General features: G+C 71.2%; 14 protein-coding genes. 3 read left to right on the top strand and 11 right to left on the bottom strand.

From position 1 onward, the window contains the following. Positions 1 to 173: 173 nt before the first annotated feature. The 11 genes from ACWGDB_RS09760 to rsmI form a co-directional block, all read right to left on the bottom strand. On the bottom strand, positions 174 to 848 hold the full coding sequence (locus ACWGDB_RS09760; protein ID WP_453821944.1) for a helix-turn-helix transcriptional regulator: 675 nt from the start codon (positions 846 to 848) through the stop codon (positions 174 to 176). A gap of 299 nt (positions 849 to 1,147) precedes the next feature. Next, a complete protein-coding gene (locus ACWGDB_RS09755) occupies positions 1,148 to 2,983 on the bottom strand; it encodes an outer membrane protein assembly factor BamB family protein (protein ID WP_453821943.1) in 1,836 nt (611 codons plus the stop codon). An 82-nt stretch (positions 2,984 to 3,065) separates the two neighbouring features. Continuing rightward, on the bottom strand, positions 3,066 to 4,901 hold the full coding sequence (locus tag ACWGDB_RS09750) for an outer membrane protein assembly factor BamB family protein (protein ID WP_453821942.1): 1,836 nt from the start codon (positions 4,899 to 4,901) through the stop codon (positions 3,066 to 3,068). Between the two features lie 258 nt (positions 4,902 to 5,159). Continuing rightward, complete coding sequence (locus ACWGDB_RS09745; RefSeq protein ID WP_453821941.1) at positions 5,160 to 6,971, bottom strand: ABC-F family ATP-binding cassette domain-containing protein; 1,812 nt, start codon at positions 6,969 to 6,971, stop codon at positions 5,160 to 5,162. A 111-nt stretch (positions 6,972 to 7,082) separates the two neighbouring features. Beyond that, positions 7,083 to 8,135 (bottom strand): peptidoglycan recognition protein family protein, encoded by a 1,053-nt coding sequence (locus ACWGDB_RS09740; protein ID WP_453821940.1) that lies wholly within the window; start codon positions 8,133 to 8,135, stop codon positions 7,083 to 7,085. A gap of 230 nt (positions 8,136 to 8,365) precedes the next feature. Then, on the bottom strand, positions 8,366 to 9,283 hold the full coding sequence (locus ACWGDB_RS09735) for a 4-(cytidine 5'-diphospho)-2-C-methyl-D-erythritol kinase (protein WP_453821939.1): 918 nt from the start codon (positions 9,281 to 9,283) through the stop codon (positions 8,366 to 8,368). Next, positions 9,284 to 10,267 carry a 16S rRNA (adenine(1518)-N(6)/adenine(1519)-N(6))-dimethyltransferase RsmA gene (gene rsmA / locus ACWGDB_RS09730; RefSeq protein WP_453821938.1) on the bottom strand — a complete coding sequence of 328 codons (984 nt, stop codon included), beginning with the start codon at positions 10,265 to 10,267 and terminating at the stop codon, positions 9,284 to 9,286. A 56-nt stretch (positions 10,268 to 10,323) separates the two neighbouring features. Further along, positions 10,324 to 11,730 carry a ubiquitin-like domain-containing protein gene (locus tag ACWGDB_RS09725; protein ID WP_453821937.1) on the bottom strand — a complete coding sequence of 469 codons (1,407 nt, stop codon included), beginning with the start codon at positions 11,728 to 11,730 and terminating at the stop codon, positions 10,324 to 10,326. A 141-nt stretch (positions 11,731 to 11,871) separates the two neighbouring features. Next, positions 11,872 to 12,753, bottom strand: coding sequence for a TatD family hydrolase (locus ACWGDB_RS09720; protein WP_453821936.1), 882 nt, complete (start codon positions 12,751 to 12,753; stop codon positions 11,872 to 11,874). A 47-nt stretch (positions 12,754 to 12,800) separates the two neighbouring features. Beyond that, positions 12,801 to 13,205, bottom strand: coding sequence for a hypothetical protein (locus ACWGDB_RS09715; protein ID WP_453821935.1), 405 nt, complete (start codon positions 13,203 to 13,205; stop codon positions 12,801 to 12,803). A 191-nt stretch (positions 13,206 to 13,396) separates the two neighbouring features. Next, positions 13,397 to 14,245: a 16S rRNA (cytidine(1402)-2'-O)-methyltransferase gene (gene rsmI, locus ACWGDB_RS09710; protein ID WP_453821934.1), complete on the bottom strand. Its 849-nt coding sequence runs from the start codon at positions 14,243 to 14,245 to the stop codon at positions 13,397 to 13,399. Positions 14,246 to 14,307: 62 nt separating this feature from the next. Here rsmI and ACWGDB_RS09705 point away from each other — a divergent pair, with 62 nt between their 5' ends. From ACWGDB_RS09705 to ACWGDB_RS09695, 3 genes are all read left to right on the top strand, one after another. Continuing rightward, positions 14,308 to 16,050, top strand: a complete 1,743-nt coding sequence (locus tag ACWGDB_RS09705; RefSeq protein WP_453821933.1) for a dolichyl-phosphate-mannose--protein mannosyltransferase — start codon at positions 14,308 to 14,310, stop codon at positions 16,048 to 16,050. Between the two features lie 111 nt (positions 16,051 to 16,161). Further along, positions 16,162 to 17,802, top strand: coding sequence for a penicillin-binding transpeptidase domain-containing protein (locus ACWGDB_RS09700; protein WP_453821932.1), 1,641 nt, complete (start codon positions 16,162 to 16,164; stop codon positions 17,800 to 17,802). A gap of 106 nt (positions 17,803 to 17,908) precedes the next feature. Next, the gene (locus tag ACWGDB_RS09695; protein ID WP_453821931.1) at positions 17,909 to 19,582 is read left to right on the top strand and encodes a penicillin-binding transpeptidase domain-containing protein; all 1,674 of its coding nucleotides are present in this window, start codon (positions 17,909 to 17,911) and stop codon (positions 19,580 to 19,582) included. The last annotated feature ends 5 nt before the right edge of the window (positions 19,583 to 19,587 follow it).

The following is a 19,587-nucleotide window of genomic DNA, read 5'->3' as shown; positions in this document are numbered from 1 at the left end:
GCCGGGGGGTGTCCGCCCGCAGTGGCCGGCGTCAACACGCGGTACCTCTTGGCCTAAGGCGACCGCCGGTCCGAGGACGGACACCCCCCGGCACGGCCCCGACCCACAACGAAACAGCAGGCGCTACGCGAACCCCCACCAAACAGCCACAGGCCGCCGCAGGCATAGACGCGTCACACGCCACCCTCCCCCGCCCGATCCAGCAACCCCGTCCGCGCCGCGAGCGCAGCAGCCTCCAGCCGCGACCCCACGCCCAGCTTCATCAGCACCCGTTGGACATGGGTACGCGCAGTGGACGGCGCGATGCCCATGCCCGCCGCGATCAGACGGGTGTCCTCGCCGTCGGCCACGCGGACCAGGACCTCGACCTCCCGGGGCGTGAGCATCTGCAGCAACCGCTGCCCCTCGTCGTCCGGTTGGGCCGCCGGGTTGAGCAACTCGCTGAACGCCCCCTGCAGCAGCTGCGGCGCCACCGCCGCCTCCCCCGCCCTGGCCTTCATGATCGCCCGCTCGACACCCTCTATCCGCTCGTCATGCCGCACATAGCCGGAGGCCCCCGCCCCGAACGCCGCCGCAATCCCCCGCGGACTCGGCACCGGCCCCAGCACCAGCACAGCCACCTGCGGCCGCTCCCGCTTGATCCTCACCACCGGATCGAACATCCCCGGCTCCGCAGGCGTCGCCGTCCCCAGCAGGCACACCTCAGGCGCCCGCGTGATCACCAGCTCCGCCGCCCCCGCGGCCGGCGCCGCCGCGGCCAGTACCCGGTGCCCCCTCAGCTTCAGTGCCGAGGCCAGCGCCTCCGCGAGCAATCGGTGGTCGTCGACCACCATGAGCCGCACTCCCATCGACCAACCCCCCAAGTCCCCCAGTCCCCCAGTGGAATCCGGCGAACGCCCGCTACGGAGCCCCACCACGGATACCCACCGGCCGCGCGGACAGAAGCCCCCTCCCGGCTCCCCCGCCCTTCATGCCCCCGGAAGCTACACGCTTGTTCGACGTTCCGCTCCCCCTACCGGTGAGAAGTGCCCCGGAACGGCGGATTTTCTGGCTTTCCCCGCATTCGAGGACGATGAGACGGTACGACGGTACGCACACGGCCCCGCTCCTGAACAGGAACGGGGCCATGGTCGTCGGCAGCGTCAGCTCACTCGATCGTCGTACCGAACGCGATCACATGAGCCTTCGGGTCGGCCGAACTCGTCAACTCGCTCGCGAACACGGCGGACATGTACAGACGCCCCTGCGAGTAGATGAACTCGGAGTACTCCGGAGACATCCGCGTCTCCACATCCCGCACCGCCCGCGCCGCCGGATTCTCCAGCAGCTTCGTCTCCTTGAAGCTGCCACCGTCCACGCTGACGATCTGCCCGCCCTTGTCGTACGGCGGCCGCTTGTACGCGATCACGTTGCCGCCGTCCATCCGCAGCGGCGTGATCGTGTACCCGTCCCCCGCATCCGCCCGCTGCCCGGTCTGCTTGCCGGTGGCCAGGTCGAAGGCGACGATCTCGTTGGTCCGGCCGCGCTCACCGCCGCTGCTGTGCTGCTCGGTCTCCACGTAGAGCCGGTCGTTGCCCACCACGACGCCCTTGCACTGCTCGATCGTGGTGACGCCGGAGCACTTGGCCGCGAACTGGTCGGCCGGCACGGAGATACGGATGCGCAGCTTGCCGGTCTTGTTGTCGATGGAGAAGACGTCCGAGATGCCGATGGCGTCCGACTGCCCGGCCTCGGCGGCCACGACGAGCGGCTCGGTGGACACCACGCTCGCGTACTCGACGCCCTCGGCCATCTTGTACTCGGAGATCACCTTCCCGGACTTCGGGTCGATGGTCTGGATATGCAGCTGAGGCTGGTCGTAGGAACCGCACTTGCGCACGGCGACCATCTTCGCGCCACCGGCGTACCCGAGGTCGTAGCAGCCGTCCTCGGCCTTCGGCACCCACAACTGCTTGCCGGTCTCGAGGTCGAACGCGGTGCCGCCGCTGGTCCCGCCGGCCGCGACCGTGCCGCCGCTGACGGTGAGGTTGTCGAAGCGCAGCGGCCTGCCCTCCACCTCGGTGCTCTTCGTCCACAGCTTCTTGCCGGCGTCGAGGTCGATCGCCGCGACCTCGCTGCAGCCGTACGAGGGCCGTTCCTTGGTCGGCATGTCGGGCTGGAAGGCGACGGCCGTCAGCCCGTCCTCGTTGACGTGCTTACTGGCCTGGCAGACCGGCCCCGGCAGCTTGACGGTCCACAGCTTGGTGCCCTTGTCGCGGTCGTAGCCGACGATCTCGGCGACACCGCTCTTGACGTACGCCTCGTCGGTCAGCCACGAGCCGGACACCACGACGCTGGTGTCGTCCTCGACGTCGGGCGCCTTGACCTGGAAGAGGACATCGGAGTTGGTGTCGGCGGGCACCTTCTCGGTGCCGTCGGGGGCGTCGACGCCGCCGCCCCCGTCGCCGTTGTCCCCGCCACCGGTGCCGCCGCTGGAGCTGGCGGGCTCGTCCTTGCCGCCCTCGTCACCGGACTTGGCGTACAGCACGCCACCGATGATCAGCGAGATCACCACGACGGCCGCCGCCACGATGACGGCAAGCTGCCCGCTGGACCGCTGCCCGCCACCGCCCGGCCCGGTGGCCTGGGCGTGCATCGGCACGGTCTGCTGCGGATAGCCGTAGCCGGCCGGCTGACCGTAGGGGTTCTGCTGCTGGCCGTACGGGTTCTGCGGCTGCCCGTACGGAGCGGGCTGCTGGCCGGGGTAGCCGTACCCGGCGGGCGGAGTGGGCTGTTGACCCCCCTGAGGTGCCTGCGGATAGCCGTACCCCGGCTGCTGGGCCCCGGACGGCGGACCCTGCGGGGGCGGCGGCGTCTGCGCAGGCGGCGGCGGTGTCGGCGGGCCGAAGCCGCCACCCCCCTGCTGCTGGGGCGGCTGGTCCTGCGGCGGGCCGAACCCGCCCTGCGGGGGCTGGTTGGGCGGCGGAGGCGGCGGCTGGGTCATGGCGTGGGTACCTCAAGGGAGGGGGACGACGGGCACGGCGGGACGTGGGGGACGACGGCGAAGGGAAGGACTGCCGCTCGCCTCACTTGCCGAAGGCGAGAATCAGCTTCTCCTTGGATTCGTCGCTGCCGCTCAGCCGGGTGCTCGAGAGGTAGAAGCGCCCGTCGGCCCAGTCGAACGCCTTCGAGAAGAAGCCATTCTCCACGTCCGCGGCGCCGGCCGGGTTCTGCAGCAGCGTCGTCGGCTTGGGGTTGCTGCCGCTGACCGGGATGGACACGACCTGGCCGCCTGCGTCGTACGACGGGTCGACGTAGGCGATGAGCTTGCCGTCCTCGACCTTGATCGGCAGCATCGGCTCCTCGGCGGGGGACTTGACGCGCCACTTCTCCTTGCCGTTGGCGAGGTTGATCGCGACGATCTCGTTGGCCCCGGTGGTCGCCTTGGTCGGCATGTAGAGCGTGTCGGCGTCGGAGGCCACACCGGAGCAGCCCTGGAGGTCACGCTGGAGGATGGCCCAGCCGCACTGGGCGCCGATCTCCAGAGCGACCTCGACCTGCGAGCGGCGCTTGCCGTCGTCGCCGAGCGTGGAGATGTTCCACTGCTTCTTGTCCTCGTTGGTGCTGTAGAGGACCAGCGGGTCGAGGGAGAAGACGCGTGCGACCTTCCAGCCCTTGTCGAACTGCCAGGTCCACTTGACCTTGCCGGTCGCCGGGTCGAGCTCCTGCACCTCGTCGTGCTCGTTGCTGCCGGTGGCGTCGCAGCCCGCCACGGCGATCAGCTTGTCGCCGCCCGCGAAGGCGTCAGGGAAGCACTTGTCGCCGAACCTCGTCTTGTCCCACAGCTTCTTGCCGCTGTTGACGTCGTACGCCGTGCCGGACTGCGAGCGGCCCACCATCAGCGTCTTGCCGGTGATGGACAGTTCGACGTCGAGGGTGCTGTCGAACAGCGCGCCGTTGGCGACCGAGGCATTCCAGCCCTTGGCGCCGGTGTTGAGGTCGACCTGCTGGAGCTGGTTGCACTTGGCGCGGTCGCTGCTACCGCTCATGTACGCGACGACGATCTTGTCGTCGGACGACTTCTGCGGGGTGACCGCGCAGATCTTCTGCGGGAAGGTGATCGGGTCCCAAGTGGCTTCGCCGTCGCCGACGTTGTAGGCGAAGAGCTGCTTGTACGCCGCCTTCACCGCGGCCTTGTCGGTGACCCACATGCCGGGGGCGTCGGCGCCGGAGGCGGGCGCGTCGGGCGCGGGCTTGTACCAGAGCACCTTCGAGTCGCCGGACTGGCGGCCGCCGTTGAGGTTCTCCGGGTCGGCGCCGCCGTCACTGCCACCGCCGTCGGGGTCGTCGGACGGGGACTCGGTGTTCTTCGAGTCGCCGCTCTCCTGGGCGATCGGCTTCTTCGGGTCGTCGTCGCCGCTGGTCAGCGCGTACACGCCGCCGCCGATGACGAGCAGCGCCGCCACCGCGGCACCGATGGCGAGGGCGGGCTTGCCCTTGAAGGGGTTGCGCGAGCCGGGCTGCGGGGCGCCGGGTGCGCCCGGGTACTGCGGCTGGCCCGGGTAGCCGTAACCCTGGGCGGGCTGCTGGCCGTAGGGACCGGGCTGCTGCTGATAGCCGTACGGCCCCGGCTGCTGCTGCGGCTGCCCGTACGGGCCGGACTGGTACGGGCCCGGCTGCGCCGGCGGCTGCTGCGGGTAGCCGTAGCCGGGCTGCGGGGCGCCGGGCGGCGGGCCCTGCGGGGGCGGCGGCGTCTGCGGCGGGCCCTGCGGCGGCGGGGGTGTCTGGGGGGCGCCCTGCGGCGGGGGCGGGGTCTGCGGCGCGTCCTGCTGCGGAGGCTGCGGGGCGCCGAAGCCGCCCTGCCGCGGGTCCTGCGGTGCGCCGAAACCGCCCTGGGGCGGCTGGTTGGGCGGCTGGCTCATGAGCGGTTCCCCCTCGTGACCGGTGTGGTGCACGTCCTGTGCCGTCGCGTTTCCGCCACACCGACGGTTCTCAGACTGTTCTCAGACGGCTCTTTCTATCACCCGCCGACGACAGTGCACCGGGCCGTCTCGCCCCCTGTTCCCAAGGGAGGACCGGCCTGTGATGCCCCCGTTATGCGCCTTCACACGCCCTTCACGCGGGGCGCGTGCCACTCGCGCGAGCCCCTCCGGGCACCGCACGCCGGACCGTTGCCCGTGCTACGCGTCCTCCGCAAGTTCCAGCCAGCGCAGCTCCAGCTCGTCCCGCTGGCCGGCCAAGTCGCGAAGTTCCGCGTCGAGTTCGGCGACCTTGCCGAAGTCCGTGGCGTGCTCGGCGATCTGCGCGTGCAGCTTGGTCTCCTTCTCGGAGATCTTGTCGAGCTGGCGCTCGATCTTCTGCAACTCCTTCTTGGCGGCGCGCACATCGGCGGCGCTCTTCTCCGGCACGGCCTTCTCGGCGGCCGGAGCGGACACCGCACCGGCGGCGACCTGGGCCTCCATGCGGTGGCGGCGCTCCAGGTACTCGTCGATGCCGCGCGGCAGCATCCGCAGGGTGGCGTCGCCGAGGAGGGCGAACACCCGGTCCGTGGTCCGCTCGACGAAGAACCGGTCGTGGGAGATGACGATCATCGAGCCCGGCCAGCCGTCGAGGACGTCCTCCAGCTGGGTGAGGGTCTCGATGTCGAGGTCGTTGGTGGGCTCGTCGAGGAAGAGGACGTTGGGCTCGTCCATCAGCAGGCGCAGCAGCTGGAGCCGGCGCCGCTCACCACCGGAGAGGTCCCCGACCGGCGTCCACTGCTTCTCCTTGCTGAAGCCGAACGTCTCGCACAGCTGCCCGGCGGTCATCTCCCGCCCCTTGCCGAGGTCGACGCGCTCGCGCACCTGCGACACGGCTTCCAGCACCCGCAGGTTCGGGGCGAGTTCGGCGACCTCCTGGGACAGATAGGCGAGCTTGACGGTCTTTCCGACGGCGATCCGCCCGGCGGCCGGCTGCTCCTCGCCCTCCGTCCGTGCCGCCTGGGCCATGGCCCGCAGGAGAGACGTCTTGCCCGCGCCGTTGACACCGACGAGACCGATCCGGTCACCCGGACCGAGCTGCCATGTCACATGCTTGAGCAGCACCTTGGGGCCGGCCTGGACGGTGATGTCCTCCAGGTCGAAGACGGTCTTCCCGAGCCGGGAGGAGGCGAACTTCATCAGCTCGCTGCTGTCCCGGGGCGCGGGTACGTCCTTGATGAGCTCGTTGGCCGCCTCGACGCGGAAGCGCGGCTTGGACGTGCGCGCGGGGGCGCCGCGCCGCAGCCAGGCCAGCTCCTTGCGGACCAGGTTCTGCCGCTTGACCTCTTCGGTGGCGGCGATGCGCTCGCGCTCGGCGCGGGCGAAGACGTAGTCGGAGTAGCCGCCCTCGTACTCGAAGACGTCGCCGCGCTGCACGTCCCACATGCGCGTGCAGACCTGGTCGAGGAACCAGCGGTCGTGGGTGACGCACACGAGCGCCGAGCGCCGCTCGCGCAGGTGCTGGGCGAGCCAGGCGATGCCCTCGACGTCGAGGTGGTTGGTGGGCTCGTCGAGGACGATGAGGTCCTGCTCCTCGATGAGCAGCTTGGCGAGCGCGATCCGTCGCCGCTCGCCGCCGGAGAGGGGGCCGATGACGGTGTCGAGGCCCTGCGGGAAGCCGGGCAGGTCGAGGCCGCCGAAGAGGCCCGTGAGCACGTCCCGGACCTTGGCGTTGCCCGCCCACTCGTGGTCGGCCATGTCCCGGATGACCTCGTGCCGGACGGTCGCCTCGGGGTCCAGCGAGTCGTGCTGGGTGAGCACGCCGAGCCGCAGCCCGCCGGAGTGCGTGACCCGGCCGGTGTCGGCCTCCTCCAGCTTGGCCAGCATCCGGATCAGGGTCGTCTTGCCGTCGCCGTTGCGACCGACGACGCCGATGCGGTCCCCCTCGGAGACGCCGAGCGACACACCGTCGAGCAGGGCACGGGTGCCGTACACCTTGCTGACGTTCTCGACATTGACCAGATTGACGGCCATTTCTCTCCTGCCCAGGGGGTCGATCAGCCTCCCAGCCTAGTCGGCCCGTACGACAGCCCCGTGCGCCCCGGGTACCGGCAGCCCCCGGGGCGCTTCGCCGTGTCGCCGGCGTCAGCGGTGGGCGGCCGCCGCGCGGACCTCGGCGAGAAGGTCGTACATGGCCTGGCCCGGGCATTCGGTGTCGAAGTAGTCGCGGTGACCGCCGACCGTGTTCGTGTCCTTCTTGGTGCCGTTGACGGGGTTGGTGTAGGTCACCCTCGCCTGCGGGTCCAGGCCCTCGAACCGGGATATGACCTTGATCAGCCGGATCAGGGAGGCCTTGGCCGCGGCCGTGGGGGCCTGCCGGTCGAGGTTGCCGATCAGGGCGATGCCGAGGGCGCCGGAGTTGTAGCCCACGGAGTGGAAGCCGGTGACGAGATCGCCGTCCGGATTGAAGGCGGGGATGCCGTCGGCACCGGAGTAGCGGCCCTCGTAGACCGTGCCGGCCTCGTCGATGAGGAAGTGGTAGCCGATGTCGCCCCAGTCGTTGGTGATCGCGTGGAACTCGTAGATCGCGCGCACCGTCGCGGCCGGGTCGGGGTCGTCGTTGGGCGTCGCGGTGTGGTGGACCGTGATGATCTGGAGCGGGTAGTACGTCTCGGGGGAGTTGACCTTGCCGTCCTTGTACCGCTTGGACTCGTCGGCGCCCCAGGCCGGCCGCGAGAGGTAGCCGACGCCACGCACGCGCGTGGGCTCGCTCGGCACCTGGTAGGTGCGCTCGGGCCCGTCGGTGGTGTCGATGGCCAGCGAGCGCACGCCGTTGATGTCGCTCGGGGCCTTCACTGCGTAGGTGTCGGCGTTGTCGGCGGCGACCAGGGCGGTACCGCCGTCCTCGACGGCCGCGCAGCCGTGGGCCAGGTTCTGCCAGTTGCCGTCCGCGAGCCGGATGGCGGCGCCCTCCTTGGCGCCGGACCAGCGCACACCGACGTAGGAGGCGGCGAAGACGGTGGTGGTCTCGCCGGTGCCGGTGGCGGCCTCGGTCCGGGTGGCGGGGAACTTCTCCGGCGTGGTGCCCGAACCACCGGATGCGGAGGTGGAGTTGTCCGTCTCGCCGGAGTCGCCCGCGGCGAACACCATCGGCGTGAGGGCGGCTCCGGAGGCCACCGCCCCGCCCGCGGCGATCATGCCGCGACGGGACAGGGAGCGCTTTCTACGGTGAGACGACTGAGCGGGTGTGGGGGATTCGGACACAGGAGTGTCCCCTTCCAGAAGTGCACTTGACGGTGAGCCGGGCACGACGGCCCGAAAGTTGAAACGTCAAGCGACCCTAAACGCCTCAGCGGCCCCACGGGTACTGCGATCGCAGTACTTCCGTGTGGAGATCGAGCGAAGAACGCGTACTTGTGAGTACGGCGTCACGCTCCGGCGGCCCGCACGACCGTGGCACCCTGCGCGGGCCCGGACGCGGTACGCGCCGCACGGCAAGTGCCGGACGCCCGCAGGGTGTCGGCCACCTTCGCGGCGGACTCGGCGTCCCGGGCGAGGAACGCAGTGGTCGGGCCCGAGCCGGAGACCAGCGCCGTCAGCGCGCCCGCCGCGAGCCCCGCGGCGAGGGTGTCGGTGAGCTCCGGGAAGAGGGAGAGGGCTGCGGGCTGCAGGTCGTTGGAGACGGCCGCGGCGAGCGCGTCGGGGTCGCCCTTGGCGAGGGCGGCGAGGAGCGGCTCGGAGGCGACGGGCTCGGGGATGTCGGTGCCCTCGCCGAGCCGGTCGAACTCACGGAACACGGCCGGCGTCGACAGCCCTCGGCCGGCCATCGCGAACACCCAGTGGAAGGCGCCGCCCACGTCGAGCGTACGGAGCCGCTCGCCCCGCCCGGTGCCCAGCGCCGCCCCGCCCACCAGGCTGAACGGCACGTCGCTGCCCAACTCGGCGCAGATGTCGAGGAGTTCCTCGCGGGAGGCGTGCGTACCCCAGAGCGCGTCGCAGGCCAGCAGCGCGCCCGCGCCGTCCGCACTGCCGCCCGCCATGCCGCCGGCCACGGGGATGTCCTTCGCGATGTGGAGGTGGACTGCGGCGTCCAGTCCACGGCGTTCCGCCAGGGCGAGCGCCGCGCGCGCGGCGAGGTTCGTACGGTCGAGGGGGACCTGGTCGGCGTCCGGCCCGTCACAGGTGACGCGCAGCCCGTCGGGCGAGGGGGTCACGGTGACCTCGTCGTACAGCCCGACCGCCAGGAAGACGTTGGCCAGGTCGTGAAAGCCGTCGGGCCGCGCGGCGCCGACCGCGAGCTGGACGTTGACCTTGGCGGGGACACGGACGGTGACGCTCGCGCTCACTTACTCGGGCTCCTTGTGCTGGTCGGCGGGCCGGGCGGCGGACTCGGCGGGCGGGACGCCGGGCTCCTGCGACCGACGGCCGGACACGGCCGGCTTCGCGCCGGACTCCTCCGGCTGGGCGCCGGCCGCCTTGTGCTCGGCGATCCGGACGAACTCCTCGACCGTCAGTGCCTCTCCGCGGGCCTGCGGCGAGACGCCGGCGGCGACGAGGGCCTCCTCGGCGGCGGCCGCCGAGCCCGCCCAGCCGGCGAGTGCGGCCCGGAGGGTCTTGCGGCGCTGGGCGAACGCTCCGTCGATGACGGCGAAGACCTCGCGCCTGGAGGCGGTGGTCTTGAGCGGCTCGGCGCGGCGGGTCAGGGCCACCAGCCCGCTGTCGACGTTCGGGGCGGGCCAGAAGACGTTGCGTCCGATGGCGCCGGCCCGCTTGACCTCGGCGTACCAGTTGGCCTTGACCGAGGGGACGCCGTACACCTTCGAACCGGGCGAGGCGGCCAGTCGGTCGGCGACCTCCGACTGCACCATGACGAGGGTGCGTTCGATGGTCGGGAAGGTTTCGAGCATGTGCAGCAGGACCGGGACGGCCACGTTGTAGGGGAGGTTGGCGACCAGCGCGGTGGGTGGCGGGCCCGGCAGCTCGGCGACCTGCATCGCGTCGGAGTGCACCAGCGCGAAACGGTCGGCACGCTCCGGCATGCGGGCCGCGATGGTCGCGGGCAGCGCGGCGGCGAGGACGTCGTCGATCTCGACGGCGGTGACGCGGTCGGCCACCTCCAGCAGGGCCAGGGTGAGCGAGCCGAGTCCCGGTCCCACCTCGACCACCACGTCGTCGGGGCGGACGTCCGCGGTGCGGACGATGCGGCGGACCGTGTTCGCGTCGATCACGAAGTTCTGGCCGCGCTGTTTGGTGGGACGCACACCGAGGGCGGCCGCCAGTTCACGGATGTCGGCGGGGCCCAGGAGGGCGTCGGGGGTGGGGCTGCTCACCCGACAAGGGTACGGGGCCGTACCGCTGACACCCGCCGCCCGTCATCACGGCCGGCTCACCCGTGCAGCCGCTCCCCGCAGTGCGGCCAGGGACTCGCTCCCTGCCGCACGTACAGCTTCTTCGCCCGTGCCGTCTGCTCCGCCGCCGGCGCGTCCTGCGGACGGCCCTTCCCGCCGAGGCCCCGCCAGGTGTGCGAGTCGAACTGGTACAGCCCGCCGTACGTCCCCGACGAGTCCACCGCGTCCGCCCGGCCCCCGGACTCGCAGGCCGCGAGACCCTGCCAGTTCAGGCCTTCCGCGCCGCGCACCGACGTCGGCAGCGGCTTGGTGCCGACCTTCACCACCTGAGTCTGCGGCTCGCGCACCACCTCGGACCCGGTCCGCCGCGGCTTCTGCCGGACGCCGTTGACGGTGCGCAGCGAGTACGTGATCCGCCGCAGCCCCAGCTGCCCCGCCCGCTCGACGACCTCCGTGCCCTTGAACACCGAGGGGTCCTCGATCCGCTGCACGGCGAACTGGATCGCCTCGTCGCGGATCTCCTTGCGGCCGGTGATCCGCAGGACCGTGACCGTCTGCCCGTCGCGCGGGAAGCTGCCGAGCGGGACGGACGTCGCGTCCTGGCCGCGCAGGGTGATCCCGGCCTGGTCCACGACCTCGCTCACGGTCGCCGCGTTCGTACGGATGGTGCGCGCCCGCCCGTCCGCCATGACGGTCACCGCGCGCTCGGTGCGCACATCCAGCGCGAGCCCTTCACGCCCGATGCTCCGGGAGCGCGACGCCGAGACGTACGCCCCCTCCGCGCGCACCCCGATCTGCCGGAGCGCAGCCTCCACCGTGCGCTCCGTCGTCCACACCTCGCGCCGCTGGCCGTCGAGGGTGAGCCGCACGGGGCGGCCGTAGCGCACCGCGACCTCGTCACCGCTGGTGAGCGCCGCATCGGGAGCGGGCGCCACCACGTCGTGCGCGCCGACGTCGACGCCCTCCTCGGTGAGCAGCTCGGTGACGTCGTCCGCGAAGGTGTGCAGGGTGCGCGGCTTGCCGTCGACGCTGAGCTCGATCGCCTTGTCCTTGGCGACGAAGGCGCTGGTGCCGCCCGCGAGGAACGCGACGACCAGCGCCTGGGGGACGAGCCGGCGCATGGGCCCGTCCCCCCGATCGGCGACCCTTCCCCTGCGCCGGTGCGCGGCCCGACGTCCACTCCTGGGGCGCACTACCGGCTCGTACGCCTCCTCGTACGCCTCCTCGTACGCCGTCCCGGACGCCTCAAAGGCGGGCCGGTAGGTGTCCTCGTACGGGGCGTAGGCGGTGCCGTATGTGCTGTATGTGCCGTACGCGTCGTGCGTCGCGTACGGCCCCTGCACCCCGTATCCCAGCGTCTGCGCGCTGTGCGGGTCGAAGCCGCCGTACGCCGGGGGCTCGTGGGCCGGGCTCGGGCCATACGTCTCGAACTGCGCGTTGCTCACGACGACACGCTCCAGCGGAGGGGTCCGTTTAGGGCCCCCAGAACCTAGCGGAGCGTCGATTACTCTCCAACACGACGCGACTACGCACAGTTGCCGCCGGGTCGAGGTGAACCCGTGCGAGCGTTATCGAGCGGTTATCCGTCAGTAGCCGAAGGCATGTGCAGTGTTCGAGCCCAGGGCCGCCGCCAGCACGTCCTCGTCGATCCCCCGCACGGCGGCCATGGCGCGCACCGTGATCGGAATGAGATACGGAGCGTTGGGCCGTCCGCGGTACGGGGCCGGCGTGAGGAACGGAGCGTCCGTCTCCACGAGGAGCAGCTCCAGCGGGGCCACCGCCACCGCGTCCCGCAGATTCTGGGCGTTCTTGAAGGTGACGTTGCCGGCGAAGGACATGAAGTATCCGGCGCGGGCGCACACCTGGGCCATCTCGGCGTCACCGGAGTAGCAGTGGAAGACGGTCCGCTCCGGGGCGCCCTCCTCCTTCAGCACCCGCAGCACATCCGCATGGGCCTCGCGGTCGTGGATGACCAGCGCCTTGCCGTGCCGCTTGGCGATCTCGATGTGGGCGCGGAAGGACGCCTCCTGCGCCTCCTTGCCCTCGGGCCCGGTGCGGAAGTAGTCGAGGCCGGTCTCGCCGACGCCCTTGACCTGCGGGAGCGCGGCCAAGCGGTCGATCTCGGCGAGCGCCTCGTCGAGCGCCCGCGCACCACCCGGCTCACGCGCCCCCTGCCGGGACCAGCCGTCGGGGTCGCCGTGCACGATGCGCGGCGCCTCGTTCGGGTGCAGCGCGACGGTCGCGTGCACGGCGTCGTGCTGCGCCGCCGTCTCGGCCGCCCACCGCGAGCCGCGCACGTCACAGCCGACCTGCACGACCGTCGTCACGCCCACCGACGCCGCCTTGGCGAGCCCCTCCTCCACCGTGCCGGACTGCATGTCGAGGTGGGTGTGCGAGTCGGCGACCGGCACCCGCAGCGGTTCCGGGAGCGGCGGGGCGGCGTGCTTGTCGGCGGCGTTCGAAGGCATGCCCCGATCCTACGAAAGGGGCATGCCCGGGCGGCCGGGTGCTCGGCTCAGCTCGCCTTGCGGTGGAAGACGTGCAGGAGATCGGACAGATGCCAGTGGTGGTGCGGCTCGGCCGTCTCCGGCGCCGACCCGGGCTCGGCCTTCGACCGGGTGGGGATCGGGCCGGCGCGGTGCAGGGAGTTCTGCACGGAGGACACCTGGCCGGGCCGCATGATCCGCACGACGTGGCCGTCGCAGTTCTGGCACGTGGGCCGGCTCAACGGGGACGGCACCACCTGTCCGTTCGCCACGTACATGACGAACTCGCGCCCGTCGGCGTCCAGGTGGTGCTCTATCTCGTACGACTGCTCCCAGCCGTGCCCGCAGCGCATGCAGGCGAACGAATACGACTCGTGGACGACGGCGGTCGCGGCGCTGCGAAGGCCCGTGGTCTGCTGTGCGATCTCACTCATGCCAGCTCCTGTGGTCCGCTGGGTGGGACGGGTCGCGTCCCACAACCCAGTGGACTCCTCCGCAGGAGTGAACGCACGGAATCTGTCCAGTGTTGGCGCCGACTTGGACGTTCCTTGCCGAAAGGGCCGGGTCCCTTTACCCCGGCATGGGGCGCACGCTCATGCGTTATACGCCCTGCTCACACGGCATTTCACGCCCCCGCCTTCTTCGCCGCCACCACGGCGTCGAAGACCTCCCTCTTGGGCACTCCGGCCTCCGCCGCCACCGCCGCGATGGCCTCCTTGCGCCGCTCCCCCGCCTCTTCGCGGATGCGAACCCGCCGTACGAACTCGGTGGCGTCGACCTCCTCGGCCCCCTTCTCGGGTGCCCCCTCGACGACGACGGTGATCTCCCCGCGCACGCCCTCGGCCGCCCACTCGGCCAGCTCCCCCAGCCCGCCGCGCCTGACCTCCTCGTACGTCTTGGTCAGCTCCCGGCACACGGCGGCCCGCCGGTCGGCGCCGAACACCTCGGCCATCGCGGCGAGCGTGTCGTCGAGCCGGTGCGGCGCCTCGAAGTAGACGAGGGTGCGCCGCTCCTCGGCCACGTCCTTCAGGCGCGAGCGCCGCTCCCCCGCCTTGCGCGGCAGGAACCCCTCGAAGCAGAACCGGTCGACGGGCAGCCCGGACAGGGCGAGCGCGGTCAGCACCGCGGACGGCCCCGGCACCGCGGTGACCTTGATGTCCTTCTCGACCGCCGCCGCGACCAGCCGGTACCCGGGATCGGACACGGACGGCATCCCCGCGTCGGTCACCAGCAGCACCCGCGAACCTTCGAGCAGCGCCTCGACCAGCTCGGGCGTACGGGCCGACTCGTTGCCCTCGAAGTACGACACGACCCGCCCGGCCGGCTGCACGCCCAGCGCCTGGGTGAGGCGCCGCAGCCGACGGGTGTCCTCGGCGGCGACCACGTCCGCTCCGGCCAGCTCCTCGGCGAGCCGGGGCGGGGCGTCCTTGACGTCGCCGATGGGAGTGCCTGCCAAAACAAGGGTTCCTGTCACGTTTCCATCCTCGCAGGGCGCATCCACGCGACTGTCACAGACGTGTTCCCTACGATGGCGCGGTGACCAGTACCGCGTCCTCCACGGACACCCGGCAGGGCCAGGCAACCCACGAGCAGCGGCCGTCGTGGCAGCAGCGGCTGCGCCGATTCGGCTACACGGCGACGCCCGGCAGCGACGTCCGCGACCGGCTCGTGCCGCCTTACGTCCAGCCCAGCCCGCGGATGTGGCAGTTCCTCGGCGTCCCGCGCCCGCTCGCCGAGCGGATCGCGCGCTGGTCGGGCTGGATCGGCCCGCTGCTGGTGACGCTGCTGGCGGGAGTGACGCGGTTCTGGAACCTGGGCAACCCGAAGGCGGTGATATTCGACGAGACGTACTACGCCAAGGACGCCTGGGCGCTCGTCCACCGCGGTTTCGAGGTCAACTGGGACAAGAACGCCAACGACCTGATCCTCAAGGCCGGCGACCAGGTCCAGATCCCGACCGACGCGGCGTACGTGGTGCATCCGCCGGTCGGCAAGTACGTCATCGGGCTCGGCGAGCTGATGTTCGGGTTCAACCCGTTCGGCTGGCGGTTCATGACGGCGGTGCTGGGGACGCTGGCCGTGCTGATGCTGTGCCGCATCGGCCGCCGTATCTTCCGCTCCACCTTCCTCGGCTGCCTCGCGGGCACGCTGATGGCGGTGGACGGGCTGGCCTTCGTGATGGCCCGCACCTCGCTGCTCGACGGGGTGCTGATGTTCTTCGTGCTGGCGGCGTTCGGCTGCCTCGTCATCGACCGGGACAGGGCGCGCGCGAAACTCGCCGCCGCGCTCCCGGCCGACCCCGACGGCCGGTTCCGCCCCGACGCGCACATCGCCGAGACCCTGCGCCTGGGCCTGCGCCCCTGGCGCTGGACGGCGGGCCTGATGCTGGGCCTGGCCATCGGCACCAAGTGGAACGGCCTGTACTTCCTGGTGGCGTTCGGCCTGCTGACGGTCCTGTGGGACGTCGGCGCCCGCAAGGTCGCCGGCGCCCGTCACCCCTACATGGCGGTGCTCAAGCACGACCTGGGCTTCGCCTTCCTCGCGACGGTGCCGGTGGCGATCGTCACCTACATCGCCTCCTGGACCGGCTGGATCCTCTCCCCCACGAACGGCAGCGGCGGCTACTACCGCGACTGGGCGAGCGCCGACGGCCGCAGCAGCAGCTGGTCCTGGCTGTTCCCCGACTGGTGGCTGAGCCTGTGGCACTACGAGCACCAGGTGTACGACTTCCACGTCGGCCTGTCGTCGCCGCACACGTACGAGTCCAACCCGTGGAGCTGGCTGGTCGTCGGCCGCCCGGTGTCGTACTTCTACGAGTCCCCCGCACCCGGCAAGGACGGCTGCCCCGTCGACGCGGGTGAGAAGTGCGCCCGCGAGGTGCTGGCCCTCGGCACGCCGCTGCTGTGGTGGGTGGCCGCCTTCGCGGTCCTGTACGTCCTGTGGCGCTGGGCCTTCCGCCGTGACTGGCGCGCCGGAGCCATCGCCTGCGGTGTCGTGGCCGGCTACCTCCCCTGGTTCCTCTACCAGGAACGCACCATCTTCTTCTTCTACGCCATCGTCTTCCTGCCCTTCCTCTGCCTCGCCGTGGCCATGCTCCTGGGCGCGATCATCGGCCCGCCACGCGCCGGGGACACCCGCCGGGTGGCGGGCGCCACGGGCGCGGGCGTACTGGTGCTGCTGATCGCCTGGAACTTCATCTACTTCTGGCCGATCTACACGGGCACCGCGATCCCGGTCGACGACTGGCGGTCGCGGATGTGGCTGGACACCTGGGTCTGATCGGCCGAACGGTCACTATTCGGTCAATAGTTCGGCCAACAAAAGAAAACACCTCTCACACCTTTCCCCCACGCCACTTACAGTGCGGTGGACGAAAACGGGGAGGGGACCATGTCCAAGGGGGTCAAAGTCGCCGTCATAGGCGGCGTGTTCGCCGTGATGGTGGGCGGTGCCGGATACGGCGCGTACAACATCATGTCGGCGTTGAACGGCGGCGGGGCGACGGGGGCGAGCGGGTCGGCGCCGGTACGGTCCGGGCCGCCGAGCGCGGACGAGGTCGAGGAGACCACCACGAAGTTCTTCGCGGCCTGGGAGAAGGGGCAGGCGGCGCAGGCGGCCAAGCTGACGAACAACGACACGGCGGCCGCGCCGGTGCTGACGTCCTACGGCCAGGACGCGCACATAACCGGCGTGAGGATCACGCCCGGCAAGGCCAACGGCGACACCGTGCCCTACACGGTGAAGGCGAAGGTGTCGTACGACGGCAAGTCCAAGCCGCTGTCCTACCGGAGCGAGCTCACCGTCGTCCGCGGCGTCACCACCGGGCGGGCCCTCGTCGACTGGCAGCCCACCGTGATCCATCCGCAGCTGAAGAGGAACGACACCCTCGTCACCGGCGAGGCGGCCGCCCCGCCCATCGAGGCCGTCGACCGCAACGGCACCGTGCTGACGAAGGACAAGTACCCCTCCCTCGGCCCGGTCCTGGACACCCTGCGCGACAGGTACGGCAGCAAGGCGGGCGGCTCGCCCGGCGTCGAGCTGGCGATCCGGCACGCCGACGAGTCGCCGGACACCTCGCTGCTGACCCTCGCGAAGGGCAAGCCCGGCAAGCTGCGAACGACGCTCAGCGCGAGCGTGCAGGCGGCGGCCGAGAAGGCGGTGCAGCGGTACGCGCAGTCCTCCGTCGTGGCCCTCAAGCCGAGCACCGGCGAGGTGCTGGCGGTGGCGAACCACCGTGAGGACGCCTTCAACGCGGCCTTCGAGGGACGTGTCCCGCCCGGCTCCACGATGAAGATCATCACCGCGGCGATGCTCATCGACAACGGTGTGACCACGATGAACGGCCCCGCGCCCTGCCCGGACACGGCGACCTGGCAGAGCCAGACCTTCAAGAACCTCACGGGCCTCAAGCCCGACGAGACCGCAGGCGCCACGCTCGCCAACGGCTTCGCGCGCTCCTGCAACACGGCCTTCATCAAGCTCGTCGACGAGGAGCCGCTCACCGACGCCTCGCTGACGACGGAGGCCCAGGAGCGGTTCGGGCTCGGCGGCGACTGGAAGACCGGTGTCAGCTCCTTCGACGGCAGCGTCCCCGCGGCCGCCGGCCCGGACCGCGCCGCCGGCGCCATCGGCCAGGGGCAGGTCCAGATGAACCCGCTGAACATGGCGTCGGTCACAGCCACCGCGATCACCGGCGAGTTCCGGCAGCCGTATCTGGTCTCACCCGACCTCGACGACCGTCAACTCGCCACCGCCAAGGGGCTGCCGGCGAGCACCACCTTCCAGCTGAAGCAGATGATGCGGCTGACCGCGACCGCGCCCCAGGGCACCGCGGTGCAGGTCATGTCCGGGCTCGGCGGCGACATCGGGGCCAAGACCGGGTCCGCCGAGGTCGACGGGGAGGCCACCTCCGACAGCTGGTTCACGGGTTTCCGCAATGATGTGGCGGCCGCGGCCATGTCCCAGCAGGGCGGCCACGGCAGCGACGCGGCCGGGCCGATTGTCGCAGCCGTGCTACGAGCGTCCGGGTGAACTTATCCCTCGCGGCACGGGACTCTAGGGTGGTCGTCGTCGTTGGTATGCGTGAGGCCGGCGGGGCGGCGGGGGCCCCTGAAAATACGCGAGGGAACGGAAAGCAGTGGGCAACAGAAGGCGCGTCGCCGAGCGACGGAAGACCAACCCCGCCGTGCTCGGCGGGATGATCGCCGTGGTCCTCGGCGGCTCCGGGATCGGCGTCTACGCGCTGCTCGGCAGCGGATCCGCCGCCGAGAACGGTGCGCAGTCGTCGAACTCCGCGAAGGCCAAGGCCGTCAAGACCGGCCCGCTGTCGGCGACGGAGGTCAAGACCGCGGCCCGCGACTTCCTCACCGCCTGGCAGCAGGGCAAGGTGACCGAGGCGGCCGCCGCCACGGACGACACCACCGCCGCCAAGGCCCTGCTGACCGGCTACCTCAAGGACGCCCACATCAAGGACGTCACCCTCACCGCCGGCACCCGCACGGGCGCCAAGGTCCCCTTCTCCGTGAAGGGGACGGTGTCGTACAAGGGGACCAGCAAGCCGCTGACGTACGACAGTGCGCTGACGATCGTGCGGCGGGCCGAGGACGGCAAGCCGCTCGTCGAGTGGCACTCCGGGGTCGTCCACCCCGACCTGAAGGACGGCGACACCCTCGTCACCGGCGAGTCCGGCAACCCGCCCGTCAAGGCCCTCGACCGGGACGGCGGTGAGCTCACCGAGGACGAGTACCCCTCGCTGGGCTCGGTCCTGGACGGGCTGCGCGAGAAGTACGGCGAGAAGGCGGGCGGCAAGGCGGGCATCGAGCTCCGGGTGGTCCGGGGCAAGGAGTCCAAGAAGGCCGAGCTGTCCGACAAGACCCTCGTGGAGCTGAGCAAGGGCACGCCGGGCACGGTGAAGACGACGCTGAGCCCGACGCTGCAGGCCGCCGCGGAGAAGCAGGTCGCCGCGAAGGAGAAGGCGTCCGTGGTCGTCCTGCGACCCTCGTCCGGCGAGATCCTCGCGGCCGCGAACTCCTCGCACGGCTTCAACACGGCCTTCCAGGGCTCCCTCGCGCCCGGCTCCACGATGAAGGTCATCACCTCCTCGCTGCTGATCGAGAAGGGGCTGGCGTCGGCGGAGAAGGAGCACCCCTGCCCGAAGTACTTCACCTACGGGCACTGGAAGTTCCAGAACGACGACAAGTTCGAGATCAAGGGCGGCACCTTCAAGGCGAGCTTCGCCCGCTCCTGCAACACCGCCTTCATCAGCCAGGCGCCCGAGCTGGACGACGACAGCCTCACCAAGCAGGCCCAGCAGGTCTTCGGTCTCGCCCTGAACAACTGGTCCGTCGGGGTGCCCACCTTCGACGGGGCCGTCCCGGTGCAGTCGCAGGCCCAGATGGCGGCCGAGCTCATCGGGCAGGGCGGGGTGCGGATGAACCCGCTGAACATGGCGTCGGTGTCGGCGACCGTGAAGACGGGCACGTTCAAGCAGCCGTACCTGGTCGCCCCCGACGTGGACGGACGGCAGCTCGCGAAGGCTTCGCGCACCATGTCCGCGGCCACGCTGTCCCAGCTGCGCGACCTGATGTCCTACACGGCGGCCTACGGCACGGCGGCCGAGGCGATGTCCGGGGTCACCGGTGACGTCGGCGCGAAGACCGGCTCGGCGGAGGTCGACAACCAGAAGAAGCCGAACGGCTGGTTCACCGCGTACCGCGACGACCTTGCGGCGGCGGGAGTGGTCCAGCAGGGCGGGCACGGCGGCGAGACGGCCGGCCCGCTCGTGGCGGCGCTGCTGAAGGCGGGCGGCTGAGCCTC

The organism is Streptomyces sp. NPDC055013, assembly GCF_053608645.1.
This window is presented reverse-complemented; position numbering and strand designations above follow the sequence as displayed.

Bases quoted from the DNA above. Each gene is read 5' to 3' on its own strand.
- ACWGDB_RS09760 (WP_453821944.1), bottom strand. From the start codon at position 848: ATGGGAGTGCGGCTCATGGTGGTCGACGACCACCGATTGCTCGCGGAG.
- ACWGDB_RS09755 (WP_453821943.1), bottom strand. From the start codon at position 2,983: ATGACCCAGCCGCCGCCTCCGCCGCCCAACCAGCCCCCGCAGGGCGGG.
- ACWGDB_RS09750 (WP_453821942.1), bottom strand. From the start codon at position 4,901: ATGAGCCAGCCGCCCAACCAGCCGCCCCAGGGCGGTTTCGGCGCACCG.
- ACWGDB_RS09745 (WP_453821941.1), bottom strand. From the start codon at position 6,971: ATGGCCGTCAATCTGGTCAATGTCGAGAACGTCAGCAAGGTGTACGGC.
- ACWGDB_RS09740 (WP_453821940.1), bottom strand. From the start codon at position 8,135: ATGATCGCCGCGGGCGGGGCGGTGGCCTCCGGAGCCGCCCTCACGCCG.
- ACWGDB_RS09720 (WP_453821936.1), bottom strand. From the start codon at position 12,753: ATGCCTTCGAACGCCGCCGACAAGCACGCCGCCCCGCCGCTCCCGGAA.
- ACWGDB_RS09715 (WP_453821935.1), bottom strand. From the start codon at position 13,205: ATGAGTGAGATCGCACAGCAGACCACGGGCCTTCGCAGCGCCGCGACC.
- ACWGDB_RS09700 (WP_453821932.1), top strand. From the start codon at position 16,162: ATGTCCAAGGGGGTCAAAGTCGCCGTCATAGGCGGCGTGTTCGCCGTG.